The organism is Sphingorhabdus sp. EL138 (genome assembly GCF_945882965.1).
Lineage (GTDB): Bacteria > Pseudomonadota > Alphaproteobacteria > Sphingomonadales > Sphingomonadaceae > Sphingorhabdus_B.
Window position 1 is genome coordinate 47,530 of sequence record NZ_CAMCWY010000017.1, and the last position, 12,659, is coordinate 60,188.

The window sequence follows — 12,659 nt, forward strand, 5'->3', positions numbered from 1 at the left end:
CTATTTCAGCCAGTCGGGCACATGTTCTGCCGCCAATATCGTCTCAGGCGAAATCCGTTCCGCCACGATCGCAAACTTGTCGCCGTCGACGAGCACTTCGGGCACCAGTCCACGGCTGTTATATGTGCTCGCCATCGTCGCTCCATAAGCGCCAGCGGTGCGGAAAATGGCAAGGTCATTGGCTATAACAGGGTCAATCTCGCGGCCCATGGCAAAGGTGTCGCCGGTTTCGCATATCGGGCCGACGATATTGGCCAGCATCCTTTGCCCATTGGGGACAACCGCTTCAAAATCATGCCATGCATCATACAGCGCGGGGCGCGCCAGATCATTCATTGCGGCATCGACGATAACGAACGGCGCATTGCCCGCACCGGGCTTCACGCGGATGACACGAGTCAGCAAGACGCCCGCATTGCCAGCGATCACGCGGCCGGGTTCGAACATCAACCGCACGCCCCAATCCTTGGTCACGCGCGCGACCATCGCGCCATATTCGGCGGGCTCGGGCGGATTGTCGCCGTCACGGTAGCGCACACCAAGGCCGCCGCCCAAGTCCACATGGCTGACCTCATGGCCGGCCGCACGCAATTCCAGCAGCAATAGGCCAACCTTTTGAAAGGCTGTTTCAAGCGGCTCGAGGCTTGTTAACTGACTGCCAATGTGCAGCGCGACACCGCGCATGTGTAGGTTCGGCAGGGTGCTTAGCCGTGCGTAAATGCCCGGCGCGCGGTGGATGCCGACGCCAAATTTATTGTCCGCCTTGCCCGTTGAAATTTTACCATGGGTGCCCGCGTCCACATCGGGATTGATACGCAAAACGGCCTGCGCGGTCAGGCCAAGCGCAGCGGCCAGCGCCGCCAGCTCCTGACCTTCTTCTTCCGATTCAATGTTGAACTGGCCAATGCCGATCTTCAATGCGCGGGTCATTTCTTCGGCGGTTTTACCAACCCCGGAAAACACAATATCTTCGGCTGCCATGCCAGCGGCCAGCGCGCGGTCCATTTCTCCGCCCGAGACGACATCGGCACCATAGCCCTGACGCGCCAGAATTTTCAACACGGCAAGATTTGGGTTCGATTTTACCGCAAAGGCAAGATGTGGGTTATCAAGCCCTGCCAAAGCCGCACGAAACACCACTGCATGCCGTTCTAATGTTGCCCGTGAATAGACATAAACGGGCGTGCCGACCGCATCTGCAATATCGGACAGCGACACGTTTTCGGCGTGCAAGACGCCATCGATATGATCAAAATGGTTCATAATAAGCGCTTATTCGGGATCGGTTTTGGCGGCTGGCGTCCGGTCTTTGGGGTTTAAGGGCGCGGGCGCCTCCCCCGGTGCGACATCAAATGGGTCGTCCGCACGCCTTTCCGAACGTTTCAGCAATTCATCGGCACGCCCCGGCCGCGCCTGCGCCGATGGTGTCGTTAACACGCGTGCCGCATCGTCAGTCGTCTGGCCATAGGCTTTTGGCGGAAGGGCATTGCCCGAACGCGGTTCAAGGTCGCCGACCTTACCACATGCGGTCGCGGTCAATGCGACGCCGATCACCAACAGGACGCGTTGCAACTTCATGCCTCAAGTTCCTTTTTTGCCGCTGCGATTGCTTCTAGTACACGCACGGGCGCGGTCCCGCCAGCGCTGGTACGACTGGCGACGGAGCCATCAATCGACAGGTCAGGCAGTGTGCAGCCTGCGAGCATGGGGTTGATCGCGGCTAAGTCCTCTGCTTTAATATCCGAAAGGCCAATGCCGCGCGCCTCACACGCCTTGACTATGCTGCCTGTAACATGGTGCGCCTCACGGAAGGGCATCGCAAATGCACGCACCAGCCAGTCGGCCAAATCGGTTGCGGTGGAAAATCCGGTGTCGGCGACTTGCCGCATGCGCGCTGTGTTGAACGTCACATTGGCAACCATGCCGGTCATCGCGGCAATCGACAAAGCGAGCAGGTCATACGCCTCAAACACCGGGGGTTTGTCGTCCTGCATATCCTTGGAATAGGCCAAGGGCAGGCCCTTCATGGTGATCATCAGGCTGTTCATGCATCCGATGATCCGCCCGGAATGGCCACGCACCAGCTCAGCAGCGTCGGGGTTGCGCTTTTGCGGCATGATCGAGCTGCCTGTTGACCACGCATCGGGCAACGTGATGAAGCCAAAGGGTTGCGATGCCCATAAAATCATTTCTTCGGCCAGACGCGACAGATGCAAGGCGGTTTGCGCCGCCGCCGTTAGAAACTCCAACGCAAAATCACGGTCGGATACGGCGTCCAGACTGTTGCCCATTGGACCATCAAAGCCAAGCGCAGCGGCGGTGGCGGCGCGATCAATCGGGAAGGAGGTGCCTGCCAATGCGGCGGCGCCCAAAGGCGAGAGGTTCAGGCGGCTGCGGCAATCGGTAAAGCGGCTGCGGTCGCGCTTCGCCATTTCATAATAGGCCATCAAATGATGCCCAAGCGTCACCGGCTGCGCCACTTGCAAATGAGTGAATCCGGGCATGATGCTGCCTACATGTTCGTCGGCGCGGGCGACCAGCGCCAATTGGAACGCGCGCAGGCCAGCCTCGATTTCCTGTGTGGCGTTGCGGACCCACAAGCGGAAATCGGTCGCGACCTGATCATTGCGTGACCGAGCGGTGTGCAGGCGCGCGGCGGGTTCGCCGATAAGTTCCCGCAGGCGTGTTTCAGTGACCATGTGTATATCTTCAAGCGTCAGATCAACGGGCACGCCATTGGCTTGATATTCGGCATGAACCGCGTCGAGCCCCTTTTGGATCGCAGCATTATCCGCCTCCGAAATGATGCCGTTTGCGGCCAGCATATCGGCATGCGCTTTGCTGCCCGCGATATCCTCTTGCCAAAGACGCTTGTCGAATGGGATGGAGGCATTTATCTCGCGCATGATTGCGCCGGGGCCTTCGCCAAACCGGCCGCCCCACATGCTATTGGAATCCGACATGCGCTTTTTAATTGCCTTAATCCTTCTGGTGTTAACCGGGTGCGATAAAGAAACCCCAGCCAAGGGGCAAGCGCAACCCGCATTACCCGCAAACTCTGGTGCCACGGGCAAGGCCGATATGATATTGGAAAGCGCAAATGGCGCGCGCGCGACGCTCAGCTTCGCATTTGCGGGCCAAAAGGCACCAACCGCGCCCTTTGCCGACGCCGACGGACAGGAAGTGACCTTAGCATATTTTGAAGGCAAGCCATTGTTGCTGAACATTTGGGCGACCTGGTGTGCACCCTGTAAGGCCGAAATGCCGACCTTGGACGCGCTGGCAAAGCTAGAAAAGGACCGGATGGCGGTCATTGCGGTATCCCAAGACCTTGAAGGCCGCGTGCCCGTCTTGGCCTTTTTCAAAGAGACAAAGGTCAAGAATCTGGAGCCCTATACCGACGCCGATAACGCAATATTGGCCGCATTCAACAACGCCATCGCCCTGCCCACGACCATATTATATGACAGCGCAGGCAAAGAGGTTTGGCGGATTGCGGGCGGCGTCGAATGGGATGACACCGAAATGGCAAAGCTGCTGCGCGCCGCAGAGTGATTCGATCTAGATTACGCCAACCGGCAAATTTGGCGATCAACGCCTTGCAGCACTGGCTTTGCGCAACATCAATTGACTAAAAAATGGTGCGGCCAAGAAGACTCGAACTTCCACGGGCTTTCGCCCACAACGACCTCAACGTTGCGCGTCTACCAATTCCGCCATGGCCGCACGCGCCTAGACAGGTAGGAGGCGGCCACTAGCAAAGCGTGTAGGCAGGCGCAACAGGCATTATCAATCGCGCCGCAGCAGGAACACCGCATGTTCCGCCAACAGATTAGCAAATCGTTCATTGCGCGGTTTATCGCCCGACAAAAACCATTGGCCTTCTATCAGGATATTCCGTTCGTTGAGGAAACTGCGAAAGTCGTCAATGGTCACATGGTGGATGTTGGGCGTGTCATACCAGCTATGGGGCAGCTGCTCCGTCACGGGCATGCGTCCGCCAAACATATGGGCCAAACGCATGCGCCATTGCGCAAAATTGGGGAAGGAGACAAAGGCCTGCCGTCCGATCCGCACAAGATGGTCCAACACCAGATCAGGCCGTTTGGTGGTCTGCAACGTCTGGCTTAAAATCGCATAGTCAAAGCTGCCGTCGGGATAATCTGCCAAGTCGGTATCTGCGTCGCCCTGAACCACCGATAGCCCGCGCGCGACCGCCGTGGCAACGTCGCGGGCATCAAGCTCCATCCCGCGTGCGTCGGCATCTTTGGTATCGCGCAATGCCGCCATCAACAGGCCATCGCCGCAGCCAACATCCAATATACGCGCATGGGGGCGCACTTCGCGGGCGATAATCGCAAGGTCGGAGCGCAGCGCTGTCACTGGCTTTCGCCTGCGCGCAAAAAGCCATCGACGATGCGGTTCATTTCGGGTGCCTCCAACAAGAAAGCGTCGTGGCCAAAGGGACTTGATAGTTCAACAAAACTCGCCGCCGCGCCCGCGGCGTTCAAGGCATGGACAATGCGCCGCGATTCCGCCGTTGGATATAACCAGTCGCTGTCAAAACTGATCAGGCAGAAACGCGTTTTGGTGCCGGCAAAGGCCTTGGCAAGTGCGCCGTCATGCGGCTCGGCCAAGTCGAAATAATCCATCGCGCGGGTGATGTAGAGATAGCTGTTGGCATCAAACCGGTCGACAAAGCTAAGGCCCTGATGGCGCAAATAGCTTTCCACTTGAAAATCGGCGTCAAAGCCAAAGCTTTTGGCATCGCGATTTTGTAAACGGCGACCAAATTTTTCGGTAAGGCCTGCTTCGGACAAATAGGTGATGTGCGCCGCCATGCGGGCGACGGCAAGGCCAGCCGATGGCGCCTCATGTCCATAATATGCGCCATTGTTCCAGCGCGGGTCAGCCATAATCGCCTGACGCCCGACCTCGTGAAAGGCGATGTTTTGCGCCGAATGCCGCGCGGTCGATGCAATGATAACCGCAGAGCGCACACGTTCGGGGTATAAGGCGGCCCAGCTTAAAGCCAGCATCCCGCCCATGGACCCGCCAACGACGGCCTCCAAAATGTCTATGCCAAGATGGTTCAGCAAAAGCGCTTGCGCCCGGACCATGTCCGCGATGGTGATGACCGGAAAAGCCATGGCATAAGGCGCACCGGTCGTGGGATCAATGCTGGCGGGGCCAGATGATCCCATGCAGCTGCCCATGACGTTTATGCTGATGATGCAATGGCGCGCGGGGTCTATTGGCTTGCCGGGGCCAACCATCCGCGCCCACCAGCCTGCCTTGCCCGTAACGGGGTGGGTCGACGCCACATATTGGTCGCCAGTTAGCGCGTGGCAAATCAGGATGGCGTTGGATTTGTCGGCATTCAATGCACCATAAGTTTCATAGGCAAATTCAACAGGTGCAAATTGTGCGCCGCTGTCGAGCAGCACTGGCCCAAGCAACTGTGTTTTCTTATCCAGACCGAAACGCGTATCTTCATGCATATCGACCGCCATATCAGCGGTTTCGTGCGAAACAACCCAAACTCGTAAAAGAAGTGCTAGGGTCAGGACCTATTGCGCTGGCGACACGTTGCGCTTCGCCGCCGCCGCCGCTATGGCCGCGAGCATGAACACACCCATAGCCAAACCATGGATTGAAGCCATCAGCGCTTATACACCCGGCAAAGCAAAGTCGGATGATGGCCGCGTGCTGATTAAACTATCGGCGAACGAAAATCCTTTGGGGTGCAGTCCGGACGCTGCGGCGGCGCTGGTGGACAAAGGCGCGTCTTTGGCCCGCTATCCTGACCCGGCCTGTACCGCTTTGCGCGCAGCATTGGGCGCGGCATATGAGATTGATAGCGACCAGATAGTCTGCGGCACGGGTTCGGACGAACTGCTGAACCTCATTGCCATGGGCTATGCTGGCGCAGGCGATGACATCATTTACGTGCGTTATGGTTTTTCGGTCTATGATATTGCGGCGCGCAAAGCGGCGGCCAATGTGATTGTCGCGCCGGACAAGGATTATGGCACCGATGTCGATGCCCTGCTGGCGCTGGTGACCGATAAGACGCGCGTGGTTTTTGTGGCGAACCCGAACAACCCGACCGGCACATATTGCGACGACGGGGAAATTGCGCGGCTACATGCGGGCTTGCGCGGTAATTGTGTGCTTGTGCTGGACCAAGCCTATGGCGAATATCTGGATGATGACGGTCCCGCCGCATTGGATCTGGCGCGCCGCCATGACAATGTCCTGATCACACGGACTTTCTCTAAAATATATGGTCTGGCGGCAGAACGCATTGGCTGGTGCTATGGCCATGCTGGCCTTATCGCGACACTCAACCGGGTGCGCGCGCCGTTCAATGTGACGACCGCCGGACAGGCGGCAGCTATCGCTGCGCTTGCGGACGTAGATTTTGTGACGCGTAGCCGTCAGCATAATGCCGAATGGCGCGACTGGATGGCGGCGGAGTTTGCGGCATTGTCCAATCATGGATTGAAGGTTATTCCATCCTGGGCCAACTTCCTGATGGTCTTGTTTCAAGGCACATGCAGCGCAGAGACCGCGTTTAACGCGCTCATGGCCGAAGGCTATATCGTCCGCTGGTTGCCGGGGCAGGGGCTTGGCAATGGCCTGCGGATTACCATTGGTACAAGCGACGAAAATCGTGGCGTTATGTCGGCCTTGCGTAAGATTTTGGACGCGAACGCTTAATGTTGCCCTTCGCCCGCCTGACGATCATTGGCCTTGGCCTCATCGGCTCATCGGTTGTGCGCGCGGTGCGGGCACAGATGCCTTGCGTGCGCATAACCGGGTATGACGCTGACCCGATGGTGCGTACACGCACCGTCGCGCTGGGTATCTGCGATGATGTGACCGACACGGTTGGCGCAGCGGTGATGGACGCCGACCTTGTCATCTTATGCGTGCCCGTTGGCGCGATGGGCGCGGTGGCGGCGGAATTTGCGGCCGATCTGCCTGCCGATGCGATTGTCAGCGACGTGGGTTCATGCAAGCAAAGCGTCGCAGAGGCGCTTTCTGCCGTGCTGCCTGACGCGATCATTATTCCTGCCCATCCGGTCGCGGGCACCGAAAAAAGCGGACCAGACGCTGGGTTTGCGACCTTGTTCAAGGGCCGCTGGTGCATATTAACGCCGCCTGAAAATGCACCTGAGGCAGCGGTTGAGCGCCTGCGCATTTTTTGGCAGCGGCTTGGCGCGGATGTCGAGATTATGGATGCGCGCCATCATGACATGGTCCTTGCCGTCACCAGCCATTTGCCGCACTTGATTGCCTATACCATCGTTGGCACGGCTGATGATTTGGAAGGCGTGACGCAAAGCGAGGTTATCAAATATTCGGCTGGCGGTTTCCGTGACTTCACCCGTATCGCCGCATCCGACCCCGTCATGTGGCGCGATGTGTTTTTGTCCAACAAGGACGCTGTGCTTGAAATGCTGCAGCGTTTTTCCGAAGACTTAAGCGTGCTGCAACGCGCGATCCGCTACGATAAAGGCGACGAGTTGGAGGCATTATTTGCCCGCACCCGCAATATCCGGCGGTCAATTGTTGAACAGGGCCAGGACGATGACGCCCCCGATTTTGGGCGCAAGCATTAAGGGGTGAGACCCTAAACGTTCAGCGCATTAATGGCGGCGTGGACCCGCGCCTCAATCTCCGCGCGTGGCAGGCCAGTGGGAAGCTCTTCCCCCACCCTGTAGGTAATCGTCCCTGATTTCCAGATGCCGGCTTTGCGCGGACTTAACGTGCCGCTGTCCACCGCAATCGGAACGACGGGGAGGTTGATGAGCTTATACAGGCCCGCAAAGCCCGACTGCAATGGCGGCTGACTGCCGGGTGCAACGCGGGTACCTTCGGGGAAGATCACGATTGGCCGTCCGTCGGCGATCATCTTTTTGGCCAAAACCAGCATGGCCCGAAGCGCCGCCGCGCCGCCATCACGGTCAACAGGGATCATGCCATAGGCCCGCGCGGCTGGTCCCCATAAGGGAATATCGAACAGCTCTTTTTTCGTTACCACCGCAGGCTTGCGAAACATGCGGGGCATGTCGATGGTTTCAAACATGCTTTCATGTTTGACGGCGTACAGCACCGGTTTTTCCGGCAATTCGCCCTCAATCTTGATGTTGATGCCCAATATCCGGCGGTAGCAGGCATATTGCCAGCGCGACCAGCCGCGCACGGCCCATTGCATCAGCGGAATGGAGACCCATTGCGCCAGAAATGCGGTTACGACGAAAAACACGGAACCTGTGTAAAATATCAAGATATATGCCGCAGACCGGATGACTGCGATCACGGCTTAAAACCCAAGAAGCGACGCGACTGCGCGCAACCAATATTTGTTATATTCCCTGAACAAGCCGCCAAGCGACGGTTGGGTCGACACCGCGTCATTGGTGACGGTGATTCCGCTGGGCAAGGCCCGGTCAAGTTCAAAGCGCGCGCGCCGCATGTGCCAATCATGCGTAACAAGTCGAATAGTGCGCATATTGTTCCGCTTTGCCCATGCTGCCGTTTCCAATGCATTGGATCGCGTATCTACCGATTGGAAACCCAGCGCGATGCAGCATTGGAAATATTGCGCAGATTTTGGATATTCCGCCTGAAGGTCGGGCGGCTTCACATCGCGGTCCACACCGGAAATCAGCAATTTTTTGGATTTGCCCGATGCTAATATTTCGAGCCCGCGATCAATTCTGTTTGCTCCACCGGTTAGCACGACAACGCCATCGGTTGGCGAAATGGGCGCTGGCTGCGGCAAAAGCAACGCAAACCAGGCAAAGCCCAGCATCCAAATCAACAATATAAAAGCGATAGAGCGACTGATCATAACATCTTCTTTAACGCAAAAATCACGATGAAGCGCGTCATAAGCATAGCAAGCGTCGTCACGGCAAGCGGAATGCGCGCGCAGATGACCCCGCCCGAAACGGATAAGGCATCGCGCGAGAGCAAAGCGGGCACAGCGGCGGCACATCCGTTATCGCACGTAACGCTTATTATGGCGATTCCTAGGGTCAGGACCACTTAAAGCCACCTTCGCGGTTTGATGCCATACTGTTCAGTGCAAGGCGGTAAGCGCAGGGCTTAGTGGTTCTAAGTCCAAGCTTGCCAACGCGGCAATGGACAAAATGGGTCAAATCCAAAGGACGTCAAAATGGCTTCGATATCTTTGCCATTTTGACGCCGCGAAGGTGGATTTAAGTGGTCCTGACCCTAGACCTGAAAAGGCGTCGTCCACAGCATTTTATAACGTTAGGGTTGCAAGTCCCCAGATGCTGCTGTTTAGGATTTTCCATGCTGCTTGTATGTCCCTCCTGCCGCACCCGCTATGCTGTTCCTGACAATGCCGTTGGTGTTGATGGCCGCCAAGTGCGTTGCGCCAATTGCAAGCATGGATGGTTTCAAGAGGGGGCGGCTCCCCAGACAGCGCCAACCCCTTCAATACTAGCGCCCGCCAAACAGAGCGACCCTGCGCCCGTTATAGCTCCGCCAGAGGTCGCCCCGCCAACGCCTGTGGCCATCCCCTCGGTTTCCCCTGACCCCGTTCCGCGAATCATGGGCGCAGAAACGGATGCGGATGACGCGCAGCCGCCCTTCCCACGATTCGCCCCTGAGCACGCCGCTGCGCCTGACCCGGCTCCGGTCTATGACGATCCGTCGTTAAGCGCTGGCTTAAGGGCGGACAAAGAACCAACGCAAAGCCGCTTTGCGCATGAGCCACCGTTCAACCAACGCCGCAGTCCGGCGAAAATCTGGACTTTGGTTGCCATCATCTTTGCACTGACGGTTACCGTCATCGGCACGGCTATCTCTTATTTCGGTATGCCAAATATTGGCCTTTCCAGCGCGGCGGAAGAACCCGATCTGACAATCGTGCTCAACGAAAATCTGGAACTGAACGAACGCGAAGACGGCACGCCCTATTTTATCGCCAGCGGCAGCATTGTGAACCCGACCGGCGTGAAACAAAATGTCCCCGACATGCTGGTAACGCTCAAGGACGCGAGCGGCAGACCAGTTTACAGTTGGAAAATGAAAGCAAAGGCAAGAACGCTTGCACCCGGCGCAAAGGTCGATTTTAGCGAGGCACGGCTTGACGTTCCATTGGCGGCCAAGCAGATCAGCGTCGGCTGGGTGCTTTCGGGCGACTAGTCTCCGCTTCATTGGTAGGCGCAGGCCACGCACGCCGGGCTATTCTATCATAAAGGCCACTTGAACTCACCAGCACTCTTGGCTATGCGAAGGCATGGCCCAAGCACCAGTTGCCGCCTTAGCTCAGTTGGTAGAGCATCGCATTCGTAATGTGTTGGCGAACACCTGATTTTTCTAGAGAATGCAATACTTACAGTGACTTAAGCACGCTTGCTGTTGTATAGTTTTTTCTATACAACAATTTCATGAGCAAAGGCGTTGTAAAAAATAGTCAAAGTCGTGCTGACCCGACAGTGCGTGACCGCACACAGCCAATCCCAAGTTCGCTACAGAAGGTGACGGGTTTTGGAACGCTCACAATTTACAAAATGGCAGCGTCTCCATTCTGGTATGCGCGGTATTATGAGGACGGAAAAATCGTTCGTCGTAGTTTGAAGGTTGCTGACAAAAAGGAAGCAATCAAAGCTGCCAAGAAGGTCTTTGTTGATCTCAAGCATCGCAAGATGAACAATCTGCCGTTCACAAAAACGAGTGGCTTTGAAGTTTGCGCTCGCGGTCTTGCCAAAGAGAATGATGCACGGTTCAAGCGTGGTGAATTATCAAAGCAGAAAGTCAATTATGACGCAGGGCGTCTCGAAGCTGACTTGCTACCGCACTTCGGAAAGTATGAGATTGCGGACATAGATTACAGCGTCATCAGCGATTACATCAACAAGCTCAGTACGCCAGATCGTCCGCTGACGATCAACACGCTGAAGATACATCTCTCCCACATAAAGACGATATTAAAGTACGCTCAGCGAGTTGGCGTGATTACGGGGCTTCCAGCGTTCCCGCGTCTCAAAACGACTGACACAGCCCGTCCTTGGTTTAATAGCGCCGAATACGGTGCGCTGCATTCCGTCTGTCGTTCACGCATTGGCACAAAAATACGGGTGAATACAAAGGCTGGAAAGTTCCTTCGCAATGTCGAGATTACGCAAGATGTGTATGATCTCATCATCTTCATGACGAACTCGTTCATTCGTCCAACTGACATCAAAGTGCTTCAGCACAAGCATGTTGCGATTATTCGCGGCAAGGACACTTATCTGCGGCTGACGCATCCACCGACAAAAGGTCATGGAAGCCCAGTCGTGACGCTCAAACGAGCGGTTGAGGTATATGATAAATTATTGGAGCGTCAAAAGGCTGAAGGGTTTGGGAAGCCAGATGACTATCTGTTTTGTCCACAGCAGTTGAACCGTGATTATGCATTGCGGGATATCACACGGCAATTTGATCAAGTGCTGAAGGTTGCTGGGTTGAAAACTGGCTCAAATGGCGATGCGAGGACGCTCTACAGCTTAAGGCACACATGTATCATGTTCCGTATGATCAATGGCGAAGGCATCGATCTGCTTACTATCGCCCGCAGCGCACGAACATCTGTCGAGATGATTGATCGGTTCTACGCAAAGCATCTCACTGCCGAGATGAATATTGCCCAACTACAGAGCGGCACCATCAACGATTGAAGATGAAAGCGGGTCAAAAAAAGGCTGGGAAATTGTACGTATTCCCGCTAATAGACACGCCATTGCCGCTTTAGCTCAGTTGGTAGAGCACTTCATTCGTAATGAAGGGGTCGTAGGTTCGAATCCTATAAGCGGCACCATTATTTCTCTTAATTTCAATATATTAACCAAACAGAGAAAATCTGATCGGCGGCGCTCGTGTTGTATAGCTGCGCCGCTTTCAATCGCGAACCATGCTTTGTCATAGTGATAAATACACTTATCAAGGAGTGTAACGCATGGACGCACGAGAACAGATTAAGAGAGCAATCTTGCTACTGCCGAAACTGGCAGCTGAGAGTGAGAGCAAAGAGATCAAGGCTGACATTGATCTAATGATGGGTGTGGCATCGCAGTTGGTGACAGTTCTGGTGAGCAGAAACGATGCACTTGCTAAACAGTGCAGTTCACGAAAGTCTAAACCACCTAAGCCAGCCCCGCAGAAGCAGCCTCAGCAGCAAAAGCCTAAACCAAGCAATACTGACACTCAAAATAGTAAGAATGACTCTAAGGACCGTTCTAAGGCGCTTTCTTCAATTCAGCAGGGAATTCGTCAAGCTGAGCCATCGCATACTGATCAGCAAAGAGCGTTACGCGGATATGTCTATGGGGCTCAGAACGACGAGGTTGCATTTCGTAAAGCTGCGCAGGCAATTGCACGATGAACGACAAGCTAATCCAAAGCCAGAAGCGGCTGCACGACAGTCTGTTTGAACTGTATGTGCAAGGTGGTCTGGAACTGTATCTCGCTGGCACTCGTGGCTTAAAGCGTGAGCTTATCATTCAGCTTGAGACAAGCGCACTCACTCCAGAGAAGGGTGAGATAATTCACTACTATGCAGTCAATCGTTGGGATGACGAGGATGAGTTTGATGAGTGGGCGAAACCCTCTCGTCCGTTGTCAGCAGAAGCTGA

15 protein-coding genes and 2 tRNA genes are annotated in these 12,659 nt (G+C 55.7%); 8 read left to right on the top strand and 9 right to left on the bottom strand.

What is annotated here, in order from left to right; all coding sequences use genetic code 11:
- From lysA to argH, 3 genes are read right to left on the bottom strand one after another with little or no spacing between them, the layout of a single operon-like run.
- Positions 1-1,263 (bottom strand): diaminopimelate decarboxylase, encoded by a 1,263-nt coding sequence (gene lysA, locus Q0N43_RS08645; RefSeq protein ID WP_295445412.1) that lies wholly within the window; start codon positions 1,261-1,263, stop codon positions 1-3.
- A 9-nt stretch (positions 1,264-1,272) separates the two neighbouring features.
- A complete protein-coding gene (locus Q0N43_RS08650) occupies positions 1,273-1,578 on the bottom strand; it encodes a hypothetical protein (protein WP_295445414.1) in 306 nt (101 codons plus the stop codon).
- Entirely contained in the window at positions 1,575-2,945 is a 1,371-nt protein-coding gene (gene argH / locus Q0N43_RS08655) for an argininosuccinate lyase (RefSeq protein ID WP_295445455.1), read from the bottom strand. Before argH ends, Q0N43_RS08650 begins: the two co-directional genes overlap by 4 nt.
- On the opposite strand from argH, the gene Q0N43_RS08660 reads away from it, so the two are divergent.
- On the top strand, positions 2,944-3,555 hold the full coding sequence (locus Q0N43_RS08660; protein ID WP_295445416.1) for a TlpA family protein disulfide reductase: 612 nt from the start codon (positions 2,944-2,946) through the stop codon (positions 3,553-3,555). The genes argH and Q0N43_RS08660 overlap by 2 nt on opposite strands.
- Before the next feature lie 84 nt (positions 3,556-3,639).
- Here Q0N43_RS08660 and Q0N43_RS08665 read toward each other — a convergent pair.
- The 3 genes from Q0N43_RS08665 to Q0N43_RS08675 form a co-directional block, all read right to left on the bottom strand.
- Positions 3,640-3,726 (bottom strand) — tRNA-Leu (locus tag Q0N43_RS08665).
- 63 nt (positions 3,727-3,789) lie between these two features.
- Entirely contained in the window at positions 3,790-4,383 is a 594-nt protein-coding gene (gene metW, locus Q0N43_RS08670) for a methionine biosynthesis protein MetW (protein WP_295445419.1), read from the bottom strand.
- Positions 4,380-5,501, bottom strand: coding sequence for a homoserine O-acetyltransferase (locus tag Q0N43_RS08675; RefSeq protein WP_295445422.1), 1,122 nt, complete (start codon positions 5,499-5,501; stop codon positions 4,380-4,382). The genes metW and Q0N43_RS08675 overlap by 4 nt, the downstream gene beginning before the upstream one ends.
- Before the next feature lie 124 nt (positions 5,502-5,625).
- Between Q0N43_RS08675 and hisC the strand changes: the two genes are divergently transcribed.
- Positions 5,626-6,723 (top strand): histidinol-phosphate transaminase, encoded by a 1,098-nt coding sequence (hisC, locus tag Q0N43_RS08680; RefSeq protein WP_295445425.1) that lies wholly within the window; start codon positions 5,626-5,628, stop codon positions 6,721-6,723.
- The gene (locus Q0N43_RS08685) at positions 6,723-7,628 is read left to right on the top strand and encodes a prephenate/arogenate dehydrogenase family protein (protein ID WP_295445428.1); all 906 of its coding nucleotides are present in this window, start codon (positions 6,723-6,725) and stop codon (positions 7,626-7,628) included. The genes hisC and Q0N43_RS08685 overlap by 1 nt, the downstream gene beginning before the upstream one ends.
- Positions 7,629-7,639: 11 nt before the next feature.
- Here Q0N43_RS08685 and Q0N43_RS08690 read toward each other — a convergent pair whose 3' ends face one another.
- From Q0N43_RS08690 to Q0N43_RS08700, 3 genes are read right to left on the bottom strand one after another with little or no spacing between them, the layout of a single operon-like run.
- Complete coding sequence (locus Q0N43_RS08690) at positions 7,640-8,329, bottom strand: lysophospholipid acyltransferase family protein (protein ID WP_295445431.1); 690 nt, start codon at positions 8,327-8,329, stop codon at positions 7,640-7,642.
- Positions 8,330-8,332: 3 nt separating this feature from the next.
- Complete coding sequence (locus Q0N43_RS08695; RefSeq protein WP_295445434.1) at positions 8,333-8,863, bottom strand: YdcF family protein; 531 nt, start codon at positions 8,861-8,863, stop codon at positions 8,333-8,335.
- Entirely contained in the window at positions 8,860-9,060 is a 201-nt protein-coding gene (locus Q0N43_RS08700; protein WP_295445437.1) for a hypothetical protein, read from the bottom strand. The genes Q0N43_RS08695 and Q0N43_RS08700 overlap by 4 nt, the downstream gene beginning before the upstream one ends.
- Positions 9,061-9,330: 270 nt before the next feature.
- Between Q0N43_RS08700 and Q0N43_RS08705 the strand changes: the two genes are divergently transcribed.
- The 5 genes from Q0N43_RS08705 to Q0N43_RS08725 all read left to right on the top strand — a co-directional run.
- On the top strand, positions 9,331-10,188 hold the full coding sequence (locus tag Q0N43_RS08705; protein WP_295445440.1) for an MJ0042-type zinc finger domain-containing protein: 858 nt from the start codon (positions 9,331-9,333) through the stop codon (positions 10,186-10,188).
- A gap of 245 nt (positions 10,189-10,433) precedes the next feature.
- The gene (locus tag Q0N43_RS08710; protein WP_295445443.1) at positions 10,434-11,705 is read left to right on the top strand and encodes a hypothetical protein; all 1,272 of its coding nucleotides are present in this window, start codon (positions 10,434-10,436) and stop codon (positions 11,703-11,705) included.
- A 64-nt stretch (positions 11,706-11,769) separates the two neighbouring features.
- Positions 11,770-11,845 (top strand) — tRNA-Thr (locus Q0N43_RS08715).
- A gap of 138 nt (positions 11,846-11,983) precedes the next feature.
- Positions 11,984-12,409, top strand: coding sequence for a hypothetical protein (locus Q0N43_RS08720; RefSeq protein WP_295445445.1), 426 nt, complete (start codon positions 11,984-11,986; stop codon positions 12,407-12,409).
- A partial coding sequence (locus Q0N43_RS08725) for a hypothetical protein (RefSeq protein ID WP_295445448.1) occupies positions 12,406-12,659 on the top strand: 254 nt, incomplete at its 3' end. The genes Q0N43_RS08720 and Q0N43_RS08725, both read left to right, overlap by 4 nt.

Coding starts and splice junctions, on each gene's coding strand:
- lysA (WP_295445412.1), bottom strand. CDS start 1,263: ATGAACCATTTTGATCATATCGATGGCGTCTTGCACGCCGAAAACGTG.
- Q0N43_RS08650 (WP_295445414.1), bottom strand. CDS start 1,578: ATGAAGTTGCAACGCGTCCTGTTGGTGATCGGCGTCGCATTGACCGCG.
- Q0N43_RS08660 (WP_295445416.1), top strand. CDS start 2,944: ATGCTATTGGAATCCGACATGCGCTTTTTAATTGCCTTAATCCTTCTG.
- argH (WP_295445455.1), bottom strand. CDS start 2,945: ATGTGGGGCGGCCGGTTTGGCGAAGGCCCCGGCGCAATCATGCGCGAG.
- Q0N43_RS08675 (WP_295445422.1), bottom strand. CDS start 5,501: ATGCATGAAGATACGCGTTTCGGTCTGGATAAGAAAACACAGTTGCTT.
- hisC (WP_295445425.1), top strand. CDS start 5,626: ATGAACACACCCATAGCCAAACCATGGATTGAAGCCATCAGCGCTTAT.
- Q0N43_RS08685 (WP_295445428.1), top strand. CDS start 6,723: ATGTTGCCCTTCGCCCGCCTGACGATCATTGGCCTTGGCCTCATCGGC.
- Q0N43_RS08695 (WP_295445434.1), bottom strand. CDS start 8,863: ATGATCAGTCGCTCTATCGCTTTTATATTGTTGATTTGGATGCTGGGC.
- Q0N43_RS08705 (WP_295445440.1), top strand. CDS start 9,331: ATGCTGCTTGTATGTCCCTCCTGCCGCACCCGCTATGCTGTTCCTGAC.
- Q0N43_RS08710 (WP_295445443.1), top strand. CDS start 10,434: ATGAGCAAAGGCGTTGTAAAAAATAGTCAAAGTCGTGCTGACCCGACA.
- Q0N43_RS08720 (WP_295445445.1), top strand. CDS start 11,984: ATGGACGCACGAGAACAGATTAAGAGAGCAATCTTGCTACTGCCGAAA.